18 protein-coding genes and 1 pseudogene are annotated in these 21,916 nt (G+C 58.5%); 7 read left to right on the top strand and 12 right to left on the bottom strand.

Annotated features, from left to right (window positions below):
* Position 1 precedes the first annotated feature (1 nt).
* Positions 2-412 carry a PadR family transcriptional regulator gene (locus G442_RS21950; RefSeq protein ID WP_084440545.1) on the bottom strand — a complete coding sequence of 137 codons (411 nt, stop codon included), beginning with the start codon at positions 410-412 and terminating at the stop codon, positions 2-4.
* Between the two features lie 1,148 nt (positions 413-1,560).
* Between G442_RS21950 and G442_RS0110890 the strand changes: the two genes are divergently transcribed.
* The 6 genes from G442_RS0110890 (at position 1,561) to G442_RS0110865 (ending at position 8,698) form a co-directional block, all read left to right on the top strand.
* A complete protein-coding gene (locus G442_RS0110890; protein WP_026398018.1) occupies positions 1,561-2,619 on the top strand; it encodes an aldo/keto reductase in 1,059 nt (352 codons plus the stop codon).
* Between the two features lie 22 nt (positions 2,620-2,641).
* A complete protein-coding gene (locus tag G442_RS0110885; RefSeq protein ID WP_026398017.1) occupies positions 2,642-3,697 on the top strand; it encodes an NAD(P)-dependent alcohol dehydrogenase in 1,056 nt (351 codons plus the stop codon).
* Between the two features lie 528 nt (positions 3,698-4,225).
* Positions 4,226-5,056, top strand: a complete 831-nt coding sequence (locus G442_RS0110880) for a BKACE family enzyme (RefSeq protein ID WP_026398016.1) — start codon at positions 4,226-4,228, stop codon at positions 5,054-5,056.
* A gap of 309 nt (positions 5,057-5,365) precedes the next feature.
* The gene (locus G442_RS0110875) at positions 5,366-6,736 is read left to right on the top strand and encodes a TIGR00366 family protein (RefSeq protein WP_026398015.1); all 1,371 of its coding nucleotides are present in this window, start codon (positions 5,366-5,368) and stop codon (positions 6,734-6,736) included.
* An 11-nt stretch (positions 6,737-6,747) separates the two neighbouring features.
* Positions 6,748-7,533: a 3-hydroxybutyrate dehydrogenase gene (locus G442_RS0110870; RefSeq protein WP_026398014.1), complete on the top strand. Its 786-nt coding sequence runs from the start codon at positions 6,748-6,750 to the stop codon at positions 7,531-7,533.
* 76 nt (positions 7,534-7,609) lie between these two features.
* Positions 7,610-8,698, top strand: coding sequence for a glycosyltransferase family 4 protein (locus G442_RS0110865; RefSeq protein ID WP_026398013.1), 1,089 nt, complete (start codon positions 7,610-7,612; stop codon positions 8,696-8,698).
* Between the two features lie 238 nt (positions 8,699-8,936).
* Here the strand turns inward: G442_RS0110865 and G442_RS25900 are convergent, their stop codons facing one another.
* Both G442_RS25900 and G442_RS25895 read right to left on the bottom strand, forming a co-directional pair.
* The gene (locus tag G442_RS25900) at positions 8,937-9,485 is read right to left on the bottom strand and encodes an alpha/beta fold hydrolase (protein ID WP_211229139.1); all 549 of its coding nucleotides are present in this window, start codon (positions 9,483-9,485) and stop codon (positions 8,937-8,939) included.
* Positions 9,416-9,877, bottom strand: a complete 462-nt coding sequence (locus G442_RS25895) for an alpha/beta fold hydrolase (protein WP_211229138.1) — start codon at positions 9,875-9,877, stop codon at positions 9,416-9,418. The genes G442_RS25900 and G442_RS25895 overlap by 70 nt, the downstream gene beginning before the upstream one ends.
* A gap of 208 nt (positions 9,878-10,085) precedes the next feature.
* Here G442_RS25895 and G442_RS0110855 point away from each other — a divergent pair, with 208 nt between their 5' ends.
* A complete protein-coding gene (locus G442_RS0110855) occupies positions 10,086-10,526 on the top strand; it encodes an RrF2 family transcriptional regulator (protein WP_026398012.1) in 441 nt (146 codons plus the stop codon).
* Positions 10,527-10,922: 396 nt separating this feature from the next.
* Here the strand turns inward: G442_RS0110855 and G442_RS26165 are convergent.
* From G442_RS26165 to G442_RS0110805, 9 genes and pseudogenes are all read right to left on the bottom strand, one after another.
* Positions 10,923-11,261: pseudogene (locus tag G442_RS26165) on the bottom strand (IS6 family transposase); the annotation flags it as partial.
* Positions 11,262-11,633: 372 nt separating this feature from the next.
* Positions 11,634-12,608 (bottom strand): agmatinase family protein, encoded by a 975-nt coding sequence (locus tag G442_RS0110840; protein ID WP_026398011.1) that lies wholly within the window; start codon positions 12,606-12,608, stop codon positions 11,634-11,636.
* Between the two features lie 146 nt (positions 12,609-12,754).
* Entirely contained in the window at positions 12,755-13,360 is a 606-nt protein-coding gene (locus tag G442_RS0110835) for a cupin domain-containing protein (protein ID WP_051292209.1), read from the bottom strand.
* A gap of 34 nt (positions 13,361-13,394) precedes the next feature.
* On the bottom strand, positions 13,395-14,606 hold the full coding sequence (locus tag G442_RS21935; protein WP_170230054.1) for an MFS transporter: 1,212 nt from the start codon (positions 14,604-14,606) through the stop codon (positions 13,395-13,397).
* Positions 14,603-16,111, bottom strand: coding sequence for an argininosuccinate lyase (argH, locus tag G442_RS23965; protein ID WP_170230055.1), 1,509 nt, complete (start codon positions 16,109-16,111; stop codon positions 14,603-14,605). The genes G442_RS21935 and argH overlap by 4 nt, the downstream gene beginning before the upstream one ends.
* Before the next feature lie 5 nt (positions 16,112-16,116).
* Positions 16,117-17,499, bottom strand: coding sequence for an MmgE/PrpD family protein (locus G442_RS21925; protein ID WP_161628356.1), 1,383 nt, complete (start codon positions 17,497-17,499; stop codon positions 16,117-16,119).
* Between the two features lie 147 nt (positions 17,500-17,646).
* A complete protein-coding gene (locus G442_RS0110815) occupies positions 17,647-20,127 on the bottom strand; it encodes a TonB-dependent receptor plug domain-containing protein (protein ID WP_246789413.1) in 2,481 nt (826 codons plus the stop codon).
* Positions 20,128-20,312: 185 nt separating this feature from the next.
* A complete protein-coding gene (locus G442_RS0110810; protein ID WP_161628355.1) occupies positions 20,313-21,062 on the bottom strand; it encodes an ABC transporter permease in 750 nt (249 codons plus the stop codon).
* A 56-nt stretch (positions 21,063-21,118) separates the two neighbouring features.
* Positions 21,119-21,910 (bottom strand): ABC transporter permease, encoded by a 792-nt coding sequence (locus G442_RS0110805; protein WP_211229137.1) that lies wholly within the window; start codon positions 21,908-21,910, stop codon positions 21,119-21,121.
* Positions 21,911-21,916: the final 6 nt, after the last annotated feature.

Here is a 21,916-nt window from a genome sequence, read left to right as displayed (position 1 = left end):
TTCATGGCTTCTCGGTCGTTTTATGCACAGTCAAATGCGTGGGAACGCTTGCGCCCGACGCATGCGGATTCGGGCGCGCCGTGTCCGCGGATCGCTCCGGCGAAAGCACACGCGTTACAGCGGAAGAAAAACTCTCCCAGGCGCCGCGCTGCGCCTCCAGACTCCGTCGCCCCAGATCAGTCAACGCGTAATACTTGCGCGGCGGACCAGACGGAGATTCAACGAAATACGTAGAAACAAGGGCCTCTTTCTGCATTCGCCGCATCAGGGGATAGACCGTTCCTTCTCCCATGCCGATCGCATCGGCTAGTTGGCTGGCGATGTCGTAGCCATAAGAATCGGCGCGAGCGAGCACGGCGAGAACGCACAACTCCAGCACGCCTTTCTTGAACTGAGTGAGATTCGGTTCCACGCGATTTCCATTTTTCAAACCTGCCCGGCGAGAGCCGCGTTGCATGCGTCGCCGCGCCGTTAATACTGAATATACACATGTTCCTTGCATTGCAAGGTACCTACCAAAAAACTTCTCGTTCCGTCGCGTCCTCTCTCTCGCTGAGCCAAGATCCGCTCAAACGATTACGGTTGACCCATTTCAAGTCGGCAGGAAGAACCACCCATTCCGATAAAAATACAAATTAAACAAATAGTTATATGATATTTGTCAATCTGACACTGTGCGAGCAGGCATCGACGCCTCATGACGCTACACGGCGTTCCGCTGGACCCAGTTCATAAGCCCCGAGCGCCCAGCCTTCGCGGCAACAAGCTCACCATCACAGCTATGGAGCGTCGGCGCGCCCCTTTCTGTCAGCTCGGATTCAGCAGCAGGCGCTTGTCAAGGTAACCCACGGAACCAGCGGCGCTCGACCACCTCGCATCAAGCGGAGAGCACGCATTGACGCTCGTTGGATGCCGGGCCCGAAGTGAAACGTCATTGCAAAGCCTATTCAAAGCTTTGTGAAGACCAATGCGGCTGATCGGCGCCTGCCTCACGTAGGTTCATGGAAACCTTAAAAGCGGGCGTCATCTCGCATCTCAATGCGATGAGAGCTCGTCCTCATCAATCATTTTTACCGCACTCAATTCTATTTACTTATGAAGAAGGTAAAAACGCGCCTCACCTGATTCTTTTCGCCACTCACAAGGAACGGACAATGATCTGTCTAATCACCTCCGAAAAAAGTGTGAGACAGCACATCATCAAACCTCAAAGAAGTCAGTGACAAAGCGGGTGATAAAATGAAAATCCTCGCGATATTCGCCATCGCATCCCGCAATTCACCCGTGGTCCAAACGCGTCTACCTACCTCATAATCAGCGGTCTTTTCACATTGGCGAACCATGCTATAGTCAGACGCAGGCGCCAAGCGATCAGGCGGCCGCGTCTTTCATTAACCCACAGAACGCGACCGTTTTCGACTTATATTCGGTCGAACCCGGATCTATGTCGCGCGCTCTAAACAATTGATTCTCTCGAACAGGAGACGAGACGCCGCCGTTCCAGCTTCATGCAGGTGCTGGCGTCTGGGCCTTACACGTCCTGAATGACAGGAGCGAGACATGAAATATCACCCATTGGGCCGCACGGGCCTGCTGGTGTCCGAACTGTGCCTCGGCACGATGACGTTCGGCGGCGTCGGAGATCGCTGGGCTCCGATCGGCGATCTGCAACAGCAGGAGGCTGACTCGCTGTTGCGCGTGGCGCTCGACGCTGGCGTCAATTTTATCGATACGGCCAATGTTTATTCACAAGGTCAGTCGGAACAAATCACCGGACAGGCGTTGCGCAATCTCGGCGTGGCGCGCGATGATGTCGTGGTGGCGACAAAGGTGCTGGCGCCTATGGGCAGCGGCCCGAACGCGCGCGGGGCTTCGCGCGCGCATATTCTGGCGCAGGCGCGAGCGAGTCTGAAACGCCTGCAACTCGACCACGTGGATCTCTACCAGCTTCATGGCGTGGACCCCATCACGCCGATCGACGAGACGCTGGCGGCGCTGGACACCCTCGTTCGCAGCGGGGACGTCCGTTATGTCGGCGTCTCCAACTGGCCCGCGTGGCGCATCGCCAAGGCATTGGGAATCGCAGAACGGAAAAACCTGACGCCGCTGCATAGCCTGCAAGCTTATTACACCATCGCCGGGCGCGATCTGGAGCGGGAGCTACGCCCCATGCTGCAATCCGAACAAGTCGGACTGATGGTGTGGAGTCCACTGGCGGGAGGGCTTCTCTCGGGCAAATATAATCGCGACGGCACGTCGGTTTCTGGCGATGGACGCCGCGCAACGTTCGATTTCCCGCCGGTCGATCGAGATCGCGCCTTCGCCGCGATCAACGCCATGCGCCCCATAGCCGCGGAGCATGGATGCAGCGTGGCTCAGGTAGCGATCGCTTGGCTGCTGCACCAGCCTGTCGTGACCAGCGTGATCGTCGGCGCCCGCAGGCCGGACCAGCTTCTCGACAACATTTTCGCGACCAACGTGCGCCTGACCGCCGATAATCTGGAGACGCTCAACGCCGTCAGCGCGCTGCCCCCGGAATATCCCGGCTGGATGATCGAGCGTCAGGCGGCGTATCGCGCGCCATGGATGACCCTAGACGATTCTTCGACAAAATCATAACAGCACCATAAGGAAACAAGACATGCTCTCATGCGTCGGATACGCCGCCACCGCAGCGAACGCACCACTCGCCCCCATCGCGTTTGAACGGCGGGACGTAGGACCGGACGATGTCCGCATCGACATCGCCTATTGCGGCGTCTGTCACTCCGATCTCCATCAGGCTCGCAACGAGTGGAAGAACACCATCTACCCATGCGTGCCGGGACACGAAATCGTAGGGCGCGTGGCCGAGGTTGGATCTTCCGTCGCGCGCTTTAAGAAAGGTGATTTCGTCGGGGTCGGTTGCATGGTCGACTCATGTCGGGAATGCACAAGCTGTAAAGAGGGGCTGGAACAGTACTGCGAAGTCGGTTTCGTCGGCACCTATAACGGCGAGGACAGGCAGGGGCGCGGGATCACTTTTGGCGGATATTCCAGCGCCGTCGTGGTTGATCAGGCTTTCGTCCTGCGCGCTCCAGACTCGCTCGACCCCGCCGCCGTGGCGCCGTTGCTCTGCGCAGGCATCACCACCTGGTCGCCCCTGCGTAAATGGAAGGTTGGTCCCGGGCAACGCGTCGGCATCGTCGGGCTTGGAGGGCTGGGCCATATGGGCGTAAAATTCGCCCGTGCGCTGGGAGCGGAAGTCGTGCTGTTCACCACATCGGCCAGCAAAGTCGAGGACGGGCTGCGGCTCGGCGCGCATGAGGTCGTTCTATCGAAAGATCCGGAAGCGATGGCCAAGGAGAGCGGGCGCTTCGACTTCATACTTGACGCAGTCTCGGCTAAACACGACATCAACGAATATCTCGAGCTGCTCAAACGCGACGGCGTGCTGGTTCAGGTCGGGGCGCCCGAAGAACCGCTGCCGGTTTCAGTATTCAGCCTCATCATGAAGCGCCGCACCTTCGCCGGATCGCTGATCGGCGGGATCGCGGAGACACAGGAAATGCTCGACTTCTGCGGTGAGCATGGAATCACGTCCGACATCGAGATGATTCGTATGGATGAGATCGAGGCGGCTTATGAGCGCATGCTGAAATCGGATGTGAAATATCGCTTCGTGATCGACATGACGTCCATGCCCGCCAGCGCCTGAGATTTTCTCTTTCGGTTGGCGCCTGTTTTGCACGAAACTGGCGTCAACCAAGATTAAAACGGCTAGGGTAGGTCGTTCATTTTTGAACAAAAATACATTGTTTCAATATATTTTTTAAAATTCTCCAAATGATATTCACGCCCGGCATTCAGTTTACGGCCTCGCCAAAATATCGGAATTTTTCTTTAGGAAAGGGACGCGAGCTCGCGCCCGCCAGAGTCGATACACGTATCAACAAACGCACGGCCACTGTTGCAGACAGCCGCCCAGCACTACCACTTCAATAGCACTCACTGCCCTCCCTCCAACGGATCCAGCGCCGCCATTGACCGCTCCTAAAGCGCCATCACAAGCACGGGAGTATGGAAAAGCAACTTGCCTGCACGGCAAAACCGGCGTTTGATAGTATTCGTACAGCGACCATAAGTGCGCTGATCGCACAAAGTAGGTGCAGACCAAATTAAGCCAGTGGCTTACACTCCACTCAAGCCCCCGAAGAGGGGCGTCGGAAAAGTCAGGGTGAGTCTTATGCGTCCAGCTGTTGTCGCCGTCGCCATCACCGGTTCGGTGCCGCGCACCTCGGATAATCCGACACTGCCTGTAACTCCGACGCAGCAAATAGAATCAACACACGAAGCCTTTGAAGCCGGCGCATCACTTGTGCACATCCACGTTCGCAACGCCGATGAAAGCCCGTCATCCGACCCAGCGCTGTTTCAGGCTGTTCAGGAAGGCGTCTCCAGACATTGCCCCGGCATGATCATCCAGTTTTCCACCGGCGGCCGCGGGCGCGACGCCGACGCCCGGGGGAGTTCTTTACCGCTGCGACCGGATATGGCCTCGCTGTCGACCGGCTCGGTAAATTTTCCGACCATCGTTTACGAGAACGGCGCCGCCCTCGTCGACACTCTCGCCGCCAGCATGAAAGATCATCATGTCAGCCCGGAGATCGAAATCTTCGACCTGTCTCACATACACGGCGCACGTCGCCTTGTGGACGCCGGGTTGATGGGACCAAAACCACATGTGCAGTTCGTGCTTGGCGTAAAGAACGCCATGCCAGCCGACGAACATCTGCTCGACATCCTTCTTGCAGAAACAAGACGTATTCTCCCTGAGGCAACATGGACGGCGGCGGGGATCGGGCGTTACCAAACAACGGTCATGGATTGGGTTCTGGCCCGCGACGGCGACGGCGTGCGCACCGGTTTGGAAGATAATATTCGCGTAACACGTGACAGGCTTGCCAAGGGCAACGTTGAACTCGTGCAGATAGCGGTCGAACGGCTCGCCGCACATGGGCGCCGTCCTGCCACGCCAGCAGAGGCGCGGCAGATACTCGGGCTTCGGCCAGCATAATAAAAGCCGCCATCTCCCTCTCGCAATAACCTTCGCCAATATTGTTTATTTATCTGGAAATAGTTCCACGCGCACCGAATTCGCCCAAGAGCGGATTGTCGGGCGTGCCCAGAGGTGATGAGTTTCAAATGGCAGCTATGCCTGCATTTCCAATGTCAACAGTTTGACCAATATGCAATCCCCAAGATCAACGAATTGATTTTTATTGTCATCATAAAATAATGGGTGAAATAATAATGGCATCATAACAAAACACCATGCACATGACATGCTCGGATACGCCCGCGTATTTCGCCTGAGAGATACCATATGACCGAAAATTCAACCAAAACTGCCACCCGGAACTCGCTCCAAGGTGCGCTCGTCGATTTCTTTGTGGTCTTCTTCGAACGCTTTATGCCCGATCCGTTCGTGATCGCGCTGCTTCTGACCTTCGTGACAGCGATCCTCGCCGGAGCGCTTGCCCCGCACCGCACCCCGGCTGATATTCTGAACGCGTGGTACGGGGGCTCCTTCAAGATCGTCGCCTTCGCGTTCCAGATGATGCTGATCCTCGTCACGGGGCATGCCGTCGCCGCAGCGCCTGCTGTCCGGAGATTGCTCCGCCGACTGGTCGCCAGCGTCAACACGCCGGGACAGGCGGTATTCACCATGTATGCCCTGGTTGTTCCCGCAACATGGCTCAACTGGGGCCTTGGACTGGTCGTCGGCGCATTCGTGGCTCGTGAAATCGGACGGCGCGTGCGGGTGGATTACGGATGGCTTGTCGCGTGCGGATATTCCGCGTGGTGGATGTGCAACAGCGGCCTTTCCAGCTCCATCGCCCTGTCGCAGGCGACGCATGGCAACCCCATGAACATCGTCGAGCAACTGACCGGACAGGTTACGCCGCTCAGCGCCTCCCTCTTTTCAGCGTTCACGCTGGTTCCAACGATTTTGACGGTCATCGTGTCGGGTCTGGCGTTTCCCCTCATACGTCCCGCGACCAAGCAATCGGTATTCCTGAACGTCGATGAAGAGCGGCCAGCGACCTCGCAAGACGCACCGACTGCGTGGTCGCCGCGCGTCGCCGTGGAACGGTCATTCGTCTTGTCCGCTCTGATCGCAGCATTTGCGCTTGCGGCGCTCATCCTGAGATGGCGAGATCACGGATTCGGTTTCGATATCGAAAGTCTGATCCTCAGCTTTCTGATAGCGGGACTCGCTTTGCAGAAAACGCCGATCGCCTATGTCGGCGCCGTGCGGGAGGCGATTTCGCAGACTGGACCGATCTTGCTGCAATTTCCGTTCTACGGCGGAATCATGGGAATCATGACGGCGACGGGGCTTGCGGGCGTTATCTCTGATTTCTTCGTACACATCGCGTCGGCTCAAACATTGCCATTCTGGAGCTTCATAAGTTCGTTGATCATCACGTTCCTCGTCCCCAGCGCGGGCGGCCACTGGGCAGTGCAGGGGCCTTTCGTCGTGCCTGCCGCGATGAGTCTGCACGCCTCGACGCCACATGTGATTATGGCCGTCGCCATCGCCGAAAACGTGGCCAACATGCTTCAACCATTCTGGGCGGTCCCGATCGTGGCCATCGCGGGCATCGGGATACAGCGTGTAATGGCGTTTACCGCCGTGACGTTCGTGATCTCCCTTGTTATCTGCTGTATTGCCGTTTTGGCTTTAGGCTGAAGGAGCGCGCGATGTTTCTCAAAAACCGCGTGGCTCTCGTTACCGGATCGACGTCAGGAATAGGTCTGGCTTACGCTCGCGCTCTGGCAGCAGAAGGCGCCGTCCTTGTGATGACCGGCTTCGGCGACCCGGAGGACATCGAGAAACAGAGGCGCGCCCTTTCGGACGCGTCCAGCCGGGAAGCATTTTTTATTCCCGCGGACCTGAGCCTAATGGAATCCAACAGGGCGCTGGTTCACGCAGCATGTGAGCAGGCGGGCGGTCTCGATATCCTGATCGCCAATGCGGGCGTACAGCATGTCGAGGCGATCGACTCGTTTCCCGCTGAAAAATGGGAGCAGATCATCGCGCTCAATCTCAGTTCGCCCTTTCATCTGATGCGGGCGGCGATCCCCCTGATGCGCGGTTCCGGCTGGGGCCGGATCATCGTCACAGCGTCGATACACTCGCAGGTCGCGTCCCCTTTTAAGTCCGCTTACGTCGCAGCGAAGCATGGACTGCTCGGCCTGGTGAAAACAGCGGCGTTGGAGACGGCCGGGACGGGAATCACCGTCAACGCGATTTCGCCCGGCTATGTCTGGACGCCGCTGGTCGAAAACCAGATTCCCGACACGATGAAGGCGCGCAACATGACGCGCGAACAGGTGATCAGGGACGTACTTCTGGCGGCCCAACCGACGGGGCAGTTCGTCACGGCCGAGCAGGTTGCAGCGATGGCAACGTTCCTTTGCAGGGACGAAGCCGCGCAGATCACCGGCGCAAACCAGATGATCGACGGCGGTTACACCGCACGCTAAGCGTCCGGTGTAACCTTGACTTCTCGCAGGAACGAGGCAGGAAGGCGGCGCAACCTTTCGGTTGGGAGAACGCTGCTTGCGCATCGCCTACGTGATCAATTCTCTCGAAGGCGGTGGCGCCGCCTTCCCTGTCCCTGCTGTCACCGACGTATTCAGGGACGCCGGACACGAGGTCGCGGTCCTTGCTCTGGCGCGGAAAGACGGTCTGGGCGAACCGCCTATGCGAGCTGCGGGCCTCGACGTCCGGGCCTGCGGCATCGGTTTGCGCGATCACCTCGGCGCCTATCGCTGGCTTGAGGGCGAATTGCAGGCGTGGCGGCCGACCCATCTATGGACCTCCTTGACCCGCGCGACCCTACTGGGGCAGCTGGTCGGGCGGCGCATGGGGCTGCCCGTCGCAAGCTGGCAGCATTCCGCGCGCCTGAAACCAGCTAACCGCGCCTTGCTACGCGCCACACGATCGCTGTCCTGCCTTTGGGTGGGAGATTCGCAATTCGTGACTGAAGCCACCCGCGCCAGCCTGCGCATTCCACCGGAGCGCCTCGCCTGCTGGCCGATCTTTCGCTCGGATCCGAATGCGCCGCGCGCCACGCCGTGGAGGCCCGGCGAGCCAGTGAAGCTGGGATCTTTGGGCCGATTACACCCCGTAAAAGGTTACGCCGAGTTGATCGCCGCCATCGCGAGACTGCCTCTGGAGGCCTTGCCTCCCTTTGATCTGACCATCGCCGGAGAAGGCCCCCAGCGCGTCGAACTGGAAGGCCTGATCGCGCAGCATGGGCTGGGAGAACGCGTGCGGCTGCCCGGCTTCACTGCGGACACAGGGGCGTTCCTGAGTGGACTGCACCTTTATCTCCAACCGTCACGATGGGAGGGGTTTTGCATTGGCGCGCATGAAGCCATGCAGGCGGCGCTTCCTGTCATCGGGTCGAAGGTCGGGGAAATGACGTATTCGATTCAGGACGGCGTCAGCGGCTGGCACACACCGCCGGAATCCCCCGACGCACTCGCGACGGTCCTGCGCCGGGCGTTAGGCGCGCCGCAAGAGCTGTCAGCGATGGGCGAGAGGGCGCGCGGAGTGGTCCTGTCTCGCTATTCGGCGGAGGTATTTACGCGGACCGGGCGGGAGTTGCTGGAGCGATTACAAAGGGGCGGCGCCAAGGCGTGAGCCTGAATGAGGCGACCAGTATGGTTCTACCTTGTTGAAGTAGGCTAATTATGCCGTTCGCGCGTATGACCGCTTTGGTGGATGAACCGATGGTCGGCCTTTGGTCGCGCGAAGAGATAGCCGGGCGCCCCTACCACAGATCGGAAGCACGATTCCTCGGACGTTACCTAAAGTAGTGCGGTCTGTATGGTTTCGCCCAATGATCCGGTATGATCTCGACGTGCTGGAGATTGAGCTTCTATTCGCAAAGCTGCGCCATAAAATCGAAGATGAGTTTCGTTACTTCATCAGACCGCCCCTGCTGAAGCCAGTGACCCGCACCAGAAAGAACATGAGCCCCTTGCAGGTTAGGAACGAGGCTCGGCATGCTGGCGATAATTTGATTCATGCTAGGAATGTCCAGCCCGGGATCACGCTCTCCGATCATGAATAGCGCCGGAACAGTCACTAACTGACCTGCGTTCGCCTGTTGTAGCTCCCAATTTCGATCGAGATTGCGATAGTAGTTCAATCCGCCGGTAAAGCCGGACGCCTTGAACGCAGTGACTATGTGCTCAAATTCCTGCGAGGACATCCATTCTGGCAGCTTGGTTACGTTCGGCAGGCTCGGCAGCAAGCCTGTAGTCCTCACAACCATGCCGAAGGGGTTGGGCGTGCCGTCGTCCGGCTTGCGCGGACCTGCGTCGCCACTCCCAGCGAAGATGAGCTTGCGAAGGGTCAGCCGGACATCCCGACTGAACTCGACTTCGGCGCCGCCCGGCTGCTGAAAATATAGGGTGTAGAACAAGGCTTCGTCGTTCTGGGGGAATATCTTCGAAGGGGCGCTGGCGGTAGCCCCATCATGGGCACGGTCAAGGCCACGACGGGGCGGAACCGGTCAGGGCGCGTCAACGCGGCTTGCCAAGCAATGGTCGCTCCCCAGTCGTGACCAACCAGAACAGCCTGCCGCTCGCCGAGAGCGTCGAGTAGTGCGATCAGATCGCCGACGGCATGCAGGACTGTGTATTGGTCCGGACGCGGCGGCGCTTCCGTCTCGCCGTAACCCCGCATGTCAGGTGCGACGGCGCGATAGCCTGCCTGCGCCAAAGCTTCAATCTGGCGCCTCCACACGCGCTTGGTTGCAGGAAAGCCGTGGCAGAGCAAGACGAGTGGGCATTTTCCGGCATCAAGGATGCTCATTCAGAGAGAACGTGTCTGAAGAATGGTCTCGTTCATGGGGCCTGCCGAGTGACTGCCGATGGATTTAACGTGGAGACGATCAGGGTTGCGGGCCCGACTACGAGCTGTCGACCTCGCATGAACGCTCCTTTTATTTCGCAACCATTCATGTTACGGAAAAATCAGAAGTCAAGATATCGTAACATTTGTTGTTTCGGAAAATTGCGCAATGAGAACCGATGGGCGGCTCGCTCGAATGCTGCACGTGTTGGTGCACATGGAACTGCTAGGAGGCAGGAAAACGTCAGAGCGGATTGCACTGATGCTCAACACAAATCCGGTCGTCGTGCGCCGCTCGCTGGGCGCATTGCGCGACCGTGGAATCGTTGAGTCTGAAGGAGGGCGCGGCGGGGGCTGGAAGCTCGCGCGGTCGCTCGATGAGATTACCGTGCTGGACGTCCAGCGTGCTCTGAACGAGGGCGCCATCCTCGTCGCCCCTATCTCACGTGATCATCCAACCTGCCCGGTGGAATGCGCCGCCAACTCCGTGCTCGAGGAAGCTTATGCCGCAGCGGAACTCGAACTGATGACGAAATATACGACAATGACGCTCGCGCAGATCGCGGCTATCGCACTTGCCAATGCCAATGGACAAGCGGTTACGCAATAGATCGCCCCGTCGTCGCAATTGATGTGCCTTTGTGTTAACCCAAAAAACAACTCGTAGGGGTCGGACGAGAAACCACTGCCGCTCGTCTCTTTTTCGCGTGCCCCGGCTAAATAGCTGGTGATCCCGTGTTGTGAGCCATGCTTCGCCTACGGCTTCGCAGGGCTCACAACACGGGCGTTTCTATCGGGCGGGACCGGCTCATGCGGACATTCCTGCTTTACGAAACACCCGGACATTTTCCCGCTGTTGCAACAATGGGTGTGAGAGCCAGATTACAATGTCCGCTTTTGGCCGAACAGAAATGTCCGCCCTGCCGGTTCTGGCGTTAGTGTGTCATCGCCACGATTGCTCAGTCCCTTATGAGACAGATGCCGAACCGACAGGCTGATCTTACGTCTGGCGGGTCTGCAGGATTTCGTCGAGAACGTAGCCATCCTGGTCGACCGCCCGCCACAGCCAGTGCGACTGGCCCTGGATCACGATCCGGACTTCATCAAGATGCCAGATATCACCGGTTTGGCTGCCTTGCGCCGCAGAAGACGGGCGAATGCGGAGCCGAATTTCAGGCTCCAGCGGCGGATCGTCTCATAAGGGACAATGATCCCGCGCTCCAGCAGCATCTCCTCGATCAGTTGAAAGTTCAGCGGAGAGCGGAAATACAGCTACACCGCATGCGCGATCACCTCGCGCGGAAAATGATGTCATTTGTAACTCACTGACGTCTTGCTCATCATATCAGTTTAGCAGGCTCAAAGTTAACGTGGCATCACCATCTCCGGGCTTTCGCCCAGCGGAACGCCGCAACCGTGCTCCCGGCCTGAAAGCCCTTCCTGCAGAAGTCTGTCAAACCAGTGCTGTTAATGTGACATTACCGCTTCCAATCTTCATATAAAAAATGGAATCACAACCAAGAGGCTTTTCGAACTCTCAAGACCTCTCTCTTTGTTCTTTTTGCAGAATCACGTTGCTACACAGCGACATTGGGTGCGACATCCTCACGCTCCTCGTGCCGCACAGCAAAAGTCATCGTGTAAAACCCATTTACCAACAACGGCCGCATATCAAACATGATAAGAGACTATTTAATCTATAGTTATTCAACTTGTCTTACGTAACACGACAAGAAGAAATTCCGTATAATAAACTTAAGATCAGCGACGCGCCGACAGACCCTGTAAGGTTTTGCGAATCATAAGGCGGGGCAATTTCAACAATGTCCGCACCCTTCAATTTCCCGCTCGCGCCGATCATACGCAACGCCTTTTGCATTTCAGGCGCCGAAAGACCAAAGGGATTGGGAGCAGCCGTCCCCGGCGCGTAGGCCAGATTCAGAACATCGATATCGACCGACAGAAAGACGCCATCCGTGTCCCTACCAGCGATCTTCAGCGCCTGCTCGACGACGGCGTCGATGCCACGATCCTGCACCTCCATCGCGGAAATGACGGTGATACCCTTTTCCTTGGCGTAATCATCCAGTTGCGGAGAGTTTGTGAACTCCGCCATTCCGATCTGCACCATGTTTTCGCCATGAACGGATGTCGCGAACCGCTCCAGAGCCTTGCGAAACGGAACACCGCTAGACTCCGCTCCCAAATGCGCCTCGCGCAGATCATGATGCGCGTCGAAATGAATAACGCCCAGCCTGCTTCCCGGCGCCATAGCGTCCATGATTCCACACATATCTGGAAAAGCGATTGAATGATCGCCACCAATCATAATCGGAATGATCGCGTTTTCCGACAGGATGCGAACGGTTTCGCTCAATCGTCGAAACGTCTCCGGCATATCCGTCAGCACGACCGGAATATCGCCGATGTCGGCGGCGCGCAAACCCGTCATCCCCCGGCGATCACGGCTGGAATAGGTCGTGAAATACATCAATCCCTGACGCACAGCATCGGGACCATGACGCGACCCCGAGCGAACCACCGATGCGCCATCGAAAGGAACGCCTAAAATCGCGCAATCCAGATCCAGGGTCCCGTCCCAAGTCAACCATGCCCCGGCACGATGTTCAGCGACGTCGCCCTTCATCGTGTTCACGACAAGACCAGGAGGAAGAAGATTGAGATCAGGCAACGATATGCTCCGGATGAAAGTGAACAGGCGGCTGATCGGGCGGCGCGCGACGCGTCTCTCGCCGCCCGTGCGACATCCGCAGTGACCATCACTCTGCGTTGCCTATATGTCAACTTATGTTTATAAATATACCTGTTTTTTATCACTTACGGCGGCGGCGAAATAACCCAGAAGGCTTTCGCAGGTTCGGTGGCGGAGGGATTAACCCAGCTATGTGGAATCGTTGGCGGAAACGTAATCGTATCACCTTCGTCGAGAGTGTAAGTCACATCATCGAGGGTCAGATTTAGTCTTCCCGATACGACATGGATCAGATCGACGGCAGAACGGAGCGTATACTGCTCGGCGCCCGATCCTCCGCCGGGTTCAATTTCCGAAATCAGAACCATCACCTGATCTTGTCCATCTCCAGAAATAATAAATTCCGAGAGATTCTCTCCACCAAAATTGATCGGCTTGCGGTCCGCCTTGCGGATGATATTCGCCGCCGGCCGCGCGAACAGATCTCCCACCGCCGCTCCTACAGCGTCGCAATACCGGACCAACGTCGCAATCGACGGCGCAACTGCGTCATGCTCTAGCTTGCTTATGAAGGATTTGTTGACGCCGATTGCCTTGGCCACCTGATCGATCGACAGACCCTTTGACTGCCGCAGCGCCCGCAGCTTGCCGCCAAGGACTACGGGATCGTCTCTTACCGGAAATGGAATATTTTTTTGTTCACTCGTATTTTTTTTCAAACCTTCCCCCATTTCCACTTATCTGGCGTCGGCCCGACGCGGAGCGCTAAACAGCAATCCAACGCGGTATCCGACAGACGCTCAGGGACGCCACCGCTGTCGTCAACGGTAGAACGACGAAGGCCATCCTGATTCCGCCCGGCTGACTAATTATATACCCGGCCAGCATAGTCGATCCCATGCCCGCGAGATTGGCGATCGCGCTGGCGACTGCAATCGTGATGGCGCTGTCACGTCCCGCCCCAAGGCTTCCCGGAATGGACCAATAAGCTGGAATCGCCGCCAGCAAACCGGCCTCGCCAACCGAAACCAGCACCATGAACGCCCAGAAAGACGGTGCAAAACCGGACAGCATCAACGCCGTCGCGCCAAGAACCATCGGGCCAGCGATATGGGCTCGCCTTTCCCGCGTTAGGTCCGAATGCCACCCATTCACCAGCATGCAGGGGATCGCTAACAGAGAAGGACAGACTGACAACAGGCCGTTATCAAACGCCGACGTCACGCCGCGCTGCCCGATCGAATACGGCAACCAGAACGTCACAAGATACAAGCTAAGAAGATTCGCGCCATCCAACAACGCGATGCGCCAGACGGCGCGATCCAACAACGCCGAGACGACATCCGCGACGCCCCCCGGCCCGGGGGCTCTCGGCACACCTGAATCATCGACAAGCAGCCGGAAACACGTCAGTCCGAGCGCAACCGGCAATGCACCTTCGATCAAAAACAGCCAGCGCCAACCCTCAAGTCCCAGACGACCGTCCAGCCCGGCCACGATCCCACCTGACGCCACGCCGCCCAACACGCCGGAAAGCGGAATGGCAAGCAGCAGGATCGCCGTAGTCCATCCCCGCCCGGAAACCGACGTCCAGCGCCCGAGATAGGCGACCGCGCCGGGAAAGAACCCGGCCTCCACCACCCCCAGCAGCACACGCAATGCGTAGAACTGGAGCGGCGAAGACACCGCCGCCGTTAACGCGGACAAAAAGCCCCACAGGATGAGCAGCGAGGACAGCCATACCCGCCCGCCGACGCGAACCATCGCCATGTTGGCCGGAACTTCCGCCGCGACGTAGCCTGCGAAGAACAACCCCGCGCCGAACCCGAACGCCCCGGTCGTTAACCCTGCGGCTCCCGCCAGCGCGTCCTTCGCGAAGCTGATGTTCACCCGGTCGAGATAAGCCGCGACAAATCCGGCGGCTAGCAAAGGCGCGAACCGCCGAACGGCCCGTGGCTGACCGAGTTCCAACGTCACCCCTCCGCCGTGACAATCCTGTCTATCGCGTCCTCCAGAAGTTTCGCGGCCTGACGATCCTGAGCCTCCCACCCGGCAAGCCGATCCTTGTCTTTCCGCAGTCCCGCCCGCGCCGCCAGAACGCGTTGCTCCATGCTGACGGAAGCAGGCCCCCCCAGCAACGTTCGTTGCTCCACAAAGTGGAGGGGATCCATCGCTTTCGCGAAAATATCTTTTGACAGGCCTGGCGGCGGCGCTCCCAGCGCCTTCGCCGAACGATCAAGATCCTCAGTCGTGCAGGTCGCCGGAGTCAGACCACCGTCTATGCAGTCACGAACGAAGCACGCAACGAGATGATGCGCCGAACGCCAGTCCCGACCGCTATACCGCACAAGCGCGGACGACAGATCCGTCACCTGCGCCCAGTTCGCGCCGGCCAGCGCCGCCATCCGTTCGGTATGCAACGTCACGTCCTCGATCAGGCCGGACGCCGCCCCCAGACGCAGGGCCAGTCCGCGTCCACACTCCCACAGAATGGCCTGGGTATTACGCCGCTCCATGATCGGAAAGCCGGTTGGCCCCTTTTCGGCGCTGAAAACCGTGACCAGAAAACCCAAGGACTGTGCAGCGAGCCCTTTCATGTCTTCAAGCGCGTCCGGGTTCTTCTTTTGCGGCATGATGCTGCTAGTGCCGCAATAGCGATCCGGCAACTCAACCATCCGAAACTCGGCCGTCGACCACAGGAACAGGTCGTCCGCTATCCGACCCAGCGTCTGCGCCGCGACCGACAGGGTGCAGGCGTATTCCATTTCCAGATCATGGCTCAGGATTGCGTCCATCGTATGGTCCAGCGGCGCCGCGAAGCCCAGCAGATCCGACGTGCGCTGGCGATCGAACGGGAAATCGCTTCCCGTAAGAATGGCAGCCCCGGCTGGCGACCGATCCACACGTTCGTAAAACGACGCCAGACGATCCATGTCGCGTGCGAAGCAGATTTCGAACATAGTCGCCCAGTGAGCGAAAGTCGTCGGCTGCGCATGCTGCCCATGGGTGTAGCCCGGCATGACCACGTCCACCGCACCAGCCGCCCGGTCCAGCAGGGCGCCGCGCAGGGCGATCAGGCTCCGCGCCAGCGCCTGCACATGCCGCTTGAAAGTGATCCGTCGGGCCACCTCGATCAAATCGCCGGAGCTGCGCCCCAGATGAATACGGCCGCCAATGTCCTCGCCATACAGGTTGATGAGGTAATGCTCGCCGGAATGCATGCCGCCATCGGCGCGGGCGCGGGCTTCCTCCATCCCGTCCTCTTCCATCTGACGCAGACCTTCCAGCAGCATCTTGCCAGTCGCGGCCGTAATGACGCCGGTTTCCGTCATCATGACCACATGCGCCTTGTCGAAGGCGTGAATGCCGTGAATCGACTCGCCCAACAGGTTGGAGCGGTGAAAATCGATATGCTTCAGCGGCTCTTCGGTTAGACGTCCGCCGGATGCGCGAAACCCCTGATAGGCCTGATCGCTTTGCATGCTGGTCATTCTTTCACGTTAATAGCTGTGAGAAGCGGCGAAATGTCTGCGGCCAACCCGCCGCCGCCGAGTGCGAAGATGCGTTGGTGTAAAGCCTCCGCCCCCTTCCGTCCGATCACCGGTGTCGCCAGAGAATGGTATTTCGCTATCAGCGCTGTATCCGGCAGGGGATTGTTCCACGACCCTTCAGGAACATCGACCCGGTCCTCGACCACCACACCATCGCGCCTGGTCGCCAGAACGCGCGCGGCGAGGTTGTTGTCGATCGACGGATCAGCGACGATTTCAATACGCCGCATAACCTCCGCGACCGCTTCGCTCCCCCGAATGGGCGGCAGGAAACGCGACAGGTCGGCTTCGCCAGTCAGCCAGGCGACCGCGACGGCATAAGGCAGGCTCATCTGCGCGTCGACCAGCGAGCGAATATCGTATCCGCCGCACATGCGATGGATCGTCGCCGTCACATGGATGCTGATCCGCTCCACCTCCGTCACCGGCAGCGAAGGCTCAAGACGCCGCGCGATCTCGACCGCAGCATGTGTGCCGCGGCAAGACGCATACGGCTTGATCGACGAGCGATGAATCCGCCACAGGTTGCCGAAATCCGCCGTCAACAGCTCTGGATTCGCGTCTCCCTTTGCACAGTAAGTGCTGAAAAACCCGCCCCAGTCAGTGTCAAAAACATGCTCTGGACCAATCAACCCGCCACGCGCCAGCTCGACAGACATCAGACCGCCCGCCGCCGCATGACCCGCATGAAGCCGCTTCGTCATCGCGCCATCCGCCATGAACGACCAGTTTCCGGACGAGAAAGAGCCCGCGATCCCCAAAGCGTTGGTGGCGACGTCCTCCCCAACACCCAACAGACGCGACACCGCGATGCTGGCGCCGAACACCCCGCAGGTGCCAGTAGAATGCCATCCGGCATTATTATGAGCGTCGTACCCGCCAGCGGCTTCCATCACGCGACGACCGAGATCGTATCCCGCGCAGAACGCGGCGATCAAGTCGTCGTCCGTCGCGTGCGGCGCCAGCGGCAGCGCCGCCATCAAAGCCGGCGTCATCACCGCGCCAGAGTGATCGCACCCGCTGGCGTCATCGAGCTCCAGGGCATGTGACGCCGCGCCATTGATCAGCGCAGCGGAAAAAGACGGAACGTTTTGCCGGGCGCCCCACAAGGGCGCGCCGCCGCCGCCGCCGCACAGACGACGGCATGCGGCGGCGACCGCCTCAGGCTCGGGCTGCGCCGCCCCGGCGATCCCGACGCCCAGCGTATCGAGCATATGACGACGGACTGCGTGGCGTGTCGTCTCCGGAAGATCCTTTCCACTCAAGGCAGTATAGAATCGTACGATTCGCCTTGCGGCAGGAAGTTTCGCTGCGCTCACGCGACGACCCTCATAAAAACAGAGAAACGGCCAGCATTCTGCATGGCCGTTTTCATAAAAGATTGATCTGCCGCCACCGGCTCAACGTCCCGGCGAACGGCGGGCGACGAAAAGCACGCCCGTCGCACCCACTTCCTAAGCACCAGCTCAAAAGGTATAATTCGCACGGGCATAGTAATAACCGCCGTTGAAACCCATCTGACCGCTGCGTGTTGAATACCAGTAAGACCCAAGGTAGGCGTTTTCCGCAGGAAGTTTGCGCGGTTTGATGTTCGTGACGTTGAGCGCGCCGACGGCCAAGTGCAGACGATCGAGCACCTGATATCCCAATTCGATATCCGTGTTCCAACGCGGCTCGTCCACAAACGGCGCGAAGACGCTGGTCGAATACGCATTAGAGCCTGTGTAATAGGTCAGGTTTTCAGCGACCGAACCGAAGCGCGTCTCACGCACCATCGCATCGAAACGTCCCTTCTTCCAGTTCACGCCGAGAATGATCTTGCTGCGCGGCGTGGCGTAGCGAAGGTAAGTCGCAAGCTGGGCGTTCAACTGCGGTTTGCCGGACGCATTCAGCGCCATGTGGTGAATGGTCGTCCGGTTCAGGTTAATCGCAAGGTTCAGACGGAACGTTCCGTAACGTTTGTAAGGAATCGTATAATCTGACGTGATGTCCAGCCCCTGGGTCCGTGTACTTGCGCCATTGGTCAGATACGTGGCCGAGACGGCCGACGTCGACGCGGTGGACGGTAAGGTGATGCCGTTAGCCTCGATAGCCTCGACGGCCGACGCTCCATTCACCGCGCCGCCGCCGACAATCCGATCACGGATGTTGATCTGGTAAACATCAACGCCAACATGCCAGTTATCGACAGGCTCCAACACGATGCCGCCGCTGGCGTTTGTTGAACGCTCCGGTTTCAGCGCCGCCGCGCCTATCGAACGCGCGCCTGCCGAATTGACAGCCAGCAATCCGCTGGCGCCCGTGGGAGACGTGATGATATTGCTGAAATACTCTTCGGCGAGCGTCGGCGCCCGGAAGCCGCTGCTGATCGACGCCCGGATGGCGGCACGACGACTGAAGTCGTAGCGTGCAGCGATCTTGCCATTTTGGGTATCCCCCACGTCGGTATAATGCTCGGTTCGTCCGGCCAGATCGATATCCAGACGCTTTACAGGATGCACATCGACGTCAATGTAACCTGCCACGACGTCGCGGCTGTGCGATCCGGCGCTAGCAGGCGTCAGGCCACCCAGGCCCTGCGACCCACCGCCGTAATAGGAGGCATACTCGCCAGCGCCGATATCATATTGTTCGTAGCGGTATTCGGTTCCCGCCGCAAAGTGAACGGGGGTCGTCATGAAGGGAATTTTTACAGAGCGAGTCAGATCGAAATTACTCGTCCATTGCGTGCTTTTATAGTTTCCAACGTCGAAACTGGTCGGCGTGTAGCCGTAGGTCGAATAATAGGCCAGGTTCGCCGTATTCTTGTTGCCGATATTCGCCTGATCTGCGCCCCACGTCGTAGACGCCTTCCAGCCAAACCCGAAAAGATCGTCGCCTTTTAAACCGAGATTCGCAGCATAATCGTTTTCTTCGTCAGTCTGTATCGGCGTGTAGCCATGAGGATAAACTGCAGGCAAAGACGAAGCCAGCCGGTTGTTCTGGTAACTCTCGCCATGGCGGTGGCCGTACGTGATGTTTCCAAAAAACTGTAAACGTGATCCAATGATGTCCTTGCCGAAATTCAGACCTAACGTCTCGCGCGTGACTTCCGGTTGCCCCATGATTTTGTTGTCATACGTGCCGTTGCGATTATCCGGACCGGTACGATTCGTGTGATCCTGATGCTTGAAGTCGAAGCTCAGTCGGAGAAATCCGTCATTTCCGAGCGCAAAACCGTAATCTCCACCCGCCGTCACAGAGAACCCGTCGCCAGCTTCGGTTTGCCCCATCTGGCTGTAGGCCGATCCCTTGTGAACGCTCTTTTTCAGAATGACGTTGACCACGCCGGCAATAGCATCGGACCCATACTGCGCCGCTGCGCCATCCCGCAGAACCTCGATGTGGTCAATCATGCTCGCCGGAATCATGTCCAGATCGGTAGGAGTCGTGCCCTGCTCGGGTCCAGTATCGAAATTCATGATGCTGGTCTGATGCCGACGTTGCCCATCAACAAGAATCAGCACCTCGTTGGGACTTAGGCCCCTCATGCGGATCGTGGAATTGAACGCCTGCGTGTCGTTGCCGTAAGCCTGCATCGACAGAGATGGCATCAGACGCGTCAAGGCGCGCGCAGGATCGGTTTCTCCCGTCCCCATCAACTGCTTTGCCGTAACGATATCGATTGGAGCAATACTGTCTCGCGCTTTGCGTCCCGTATCGCGCGTGCCTGTGGCGATGATTTCCTCACCAGGCCCGGAATAAACTGTATCCCGCCGCTGCGGCGTTTGCGTCCGAACAGCAGGAGCAACCACCGTCGCCGGCCTGGTTACCGAGGTTGCGGAGGTCGGAGTTTGCGCCCGCGTCGCTACCCTCTTCACAACAGGGTGTCTGGCGACAGCCGCTTCTGCGGCCTCCCCGGCGAACGCCGTCAGCAAAGACGTCGCCAGGAGCAGGGAGCGCTTCATATGCATTCGATGTCTCTTCAAACAATATTGGAGCAGCGCGACGCATTATCGTCGGCTCATCGCCTCAACGTCGGCTTTGTTTCTATATCGGATCATTGCATAAACGACGACATACAGGAAACAAAAGTTTCTAATTTATATCACAAAAACGGCGCATCTATCACACAGACTGATAGGCGCCGGCGTCATGAGGCATCTACGAAACGCTCTATGGAAATGACGCGATCCAACGCTACAGCGAACGCCAAACCCAACAAAGTCAGGGCGGTCGACAGAGCCGACACCACAGGGTCGTCAAAATCTCTTATGTAATCATACGTTTCCACCGGAAGAGTCGTCGCATGCATATTACTCAGAAAGGCCGTGATCGCGAAATTGTCCAGCGTCTCCACGAAACAGAACAATGACGCCGCCACCATGGCGGGCAGGATCTGGGGTACGGTGACCAGCTGGAACGCACGCAAGGGCGTCGCACCGAGATTACGCGCCGCAGCCTCCTGATTGGCGTCCACCTGCTGTAGCGCTGCAACCATTGGTCGCAGCATCAACGGCGTCATCACGCTGGTTAGTACAAGCACCATCGGACCCGTCCGCGCAGCGACGCCGAACCGCAGCAATGTTGACAACCCGGCCAAACCGACCACAACGCCAGGAAGCAACATCGGCAGACCCAGCAACCACAAAACGACTGACCGCCCCGGAAAGCGAACGCGTACGGCCGCTATAGCTGTCGGCAGGGCCACGCACAACGCGACGCCAGTGGTGGCGAGAGCGATCTCGACGCTTGTCGCGAACGCCGTCAACAATGACCGCGTTGCAAACAGGCGGTCAAACCACAGCAACGTGACACCTCCCGAAAACAGGCCATAGGCGTTTTTGCTAAATGCGGATCCGACGATAACCAGAATTGGCGCGCCAATCTGTATCAAAGCCAAAACAGCCGTTATATGTCGCCATGAATGCGCGTGACCAAGATGAGCCAGCAACGCCTTCACCGCCCGTCTCCGGCCCACCGGGCCGATACAGCGAGCAAACTACGCAACAACAATGCGACGCTCAGAAACAGCACCGACATCGCAGCCGCGCGCGGCACGTCATAGGCTGTCTGGACATCTTCGTAAATCGCCGTCGCGAGCACGCGAACCCGACCGCCGCCCAACAGTTCGGGATACAAGAATGCTCCCAGCGACAACGAGAAACAGACCGTATTGGCGGCGACCAATCCCGGCGCCGCCAAAGGAAGAACGACATGCCGCAGGCGCTGCCACGACGTTGCGCCAAGATTTGCCGCCGCGCGCTCAATTTCTGGAGTCACATTCTTCAATGCTCCAAATAATGTCAGGACATAGAACGGCAACGTCACACTTGTCATGGTCACGACCACCGCGCCCATGCTATTGTTCAGCCGAGCAGGCGGACAATGTAACGCGACCAGAGCTGCGTTCAGCAGACCTCGCTTATCCAGAATCAGCATCCATGCATAGCCGCGCGTCACCGCTCCGGACATCAGCACCGCGAACAGACCCAGCAGCACGCTCCGACGCAAACTGGGCGACGGAGTCAATAAAATCGCCCGCGCCAACGGAAAACCCATTACGTTACATAGAGCCGTCACAATTCCAGCCAGCCAGAGCGTTTCCATGATCGTGCGATGGAAGGACGACGACGATAGCAGGGCGCGATAAAGCGCAAAACGCGATCCACCAGCATCGGCAGAGACAGATACGTATCCAAGACTATAGTCGAGCAGGACAATCAGGACCGCCACAATCATTGCAGACATAGTCAC

The sequence above is a fragment of the Acetobacter nitrogenifigens DSM 23921 = NBRC 105050 genome (assembly GCF_000429165.1).
Classification (GTDB): domain Bacteria; phylum Pseudomonadota; class Alphaproteobacteria; order Acetobacterales; family Acetobacteraceae; genus Acetobacter; species Acetobacter nitrogenifigens.
This window is presented reverse-complemented; position numbering and strand designations above follow the sequence as displayed.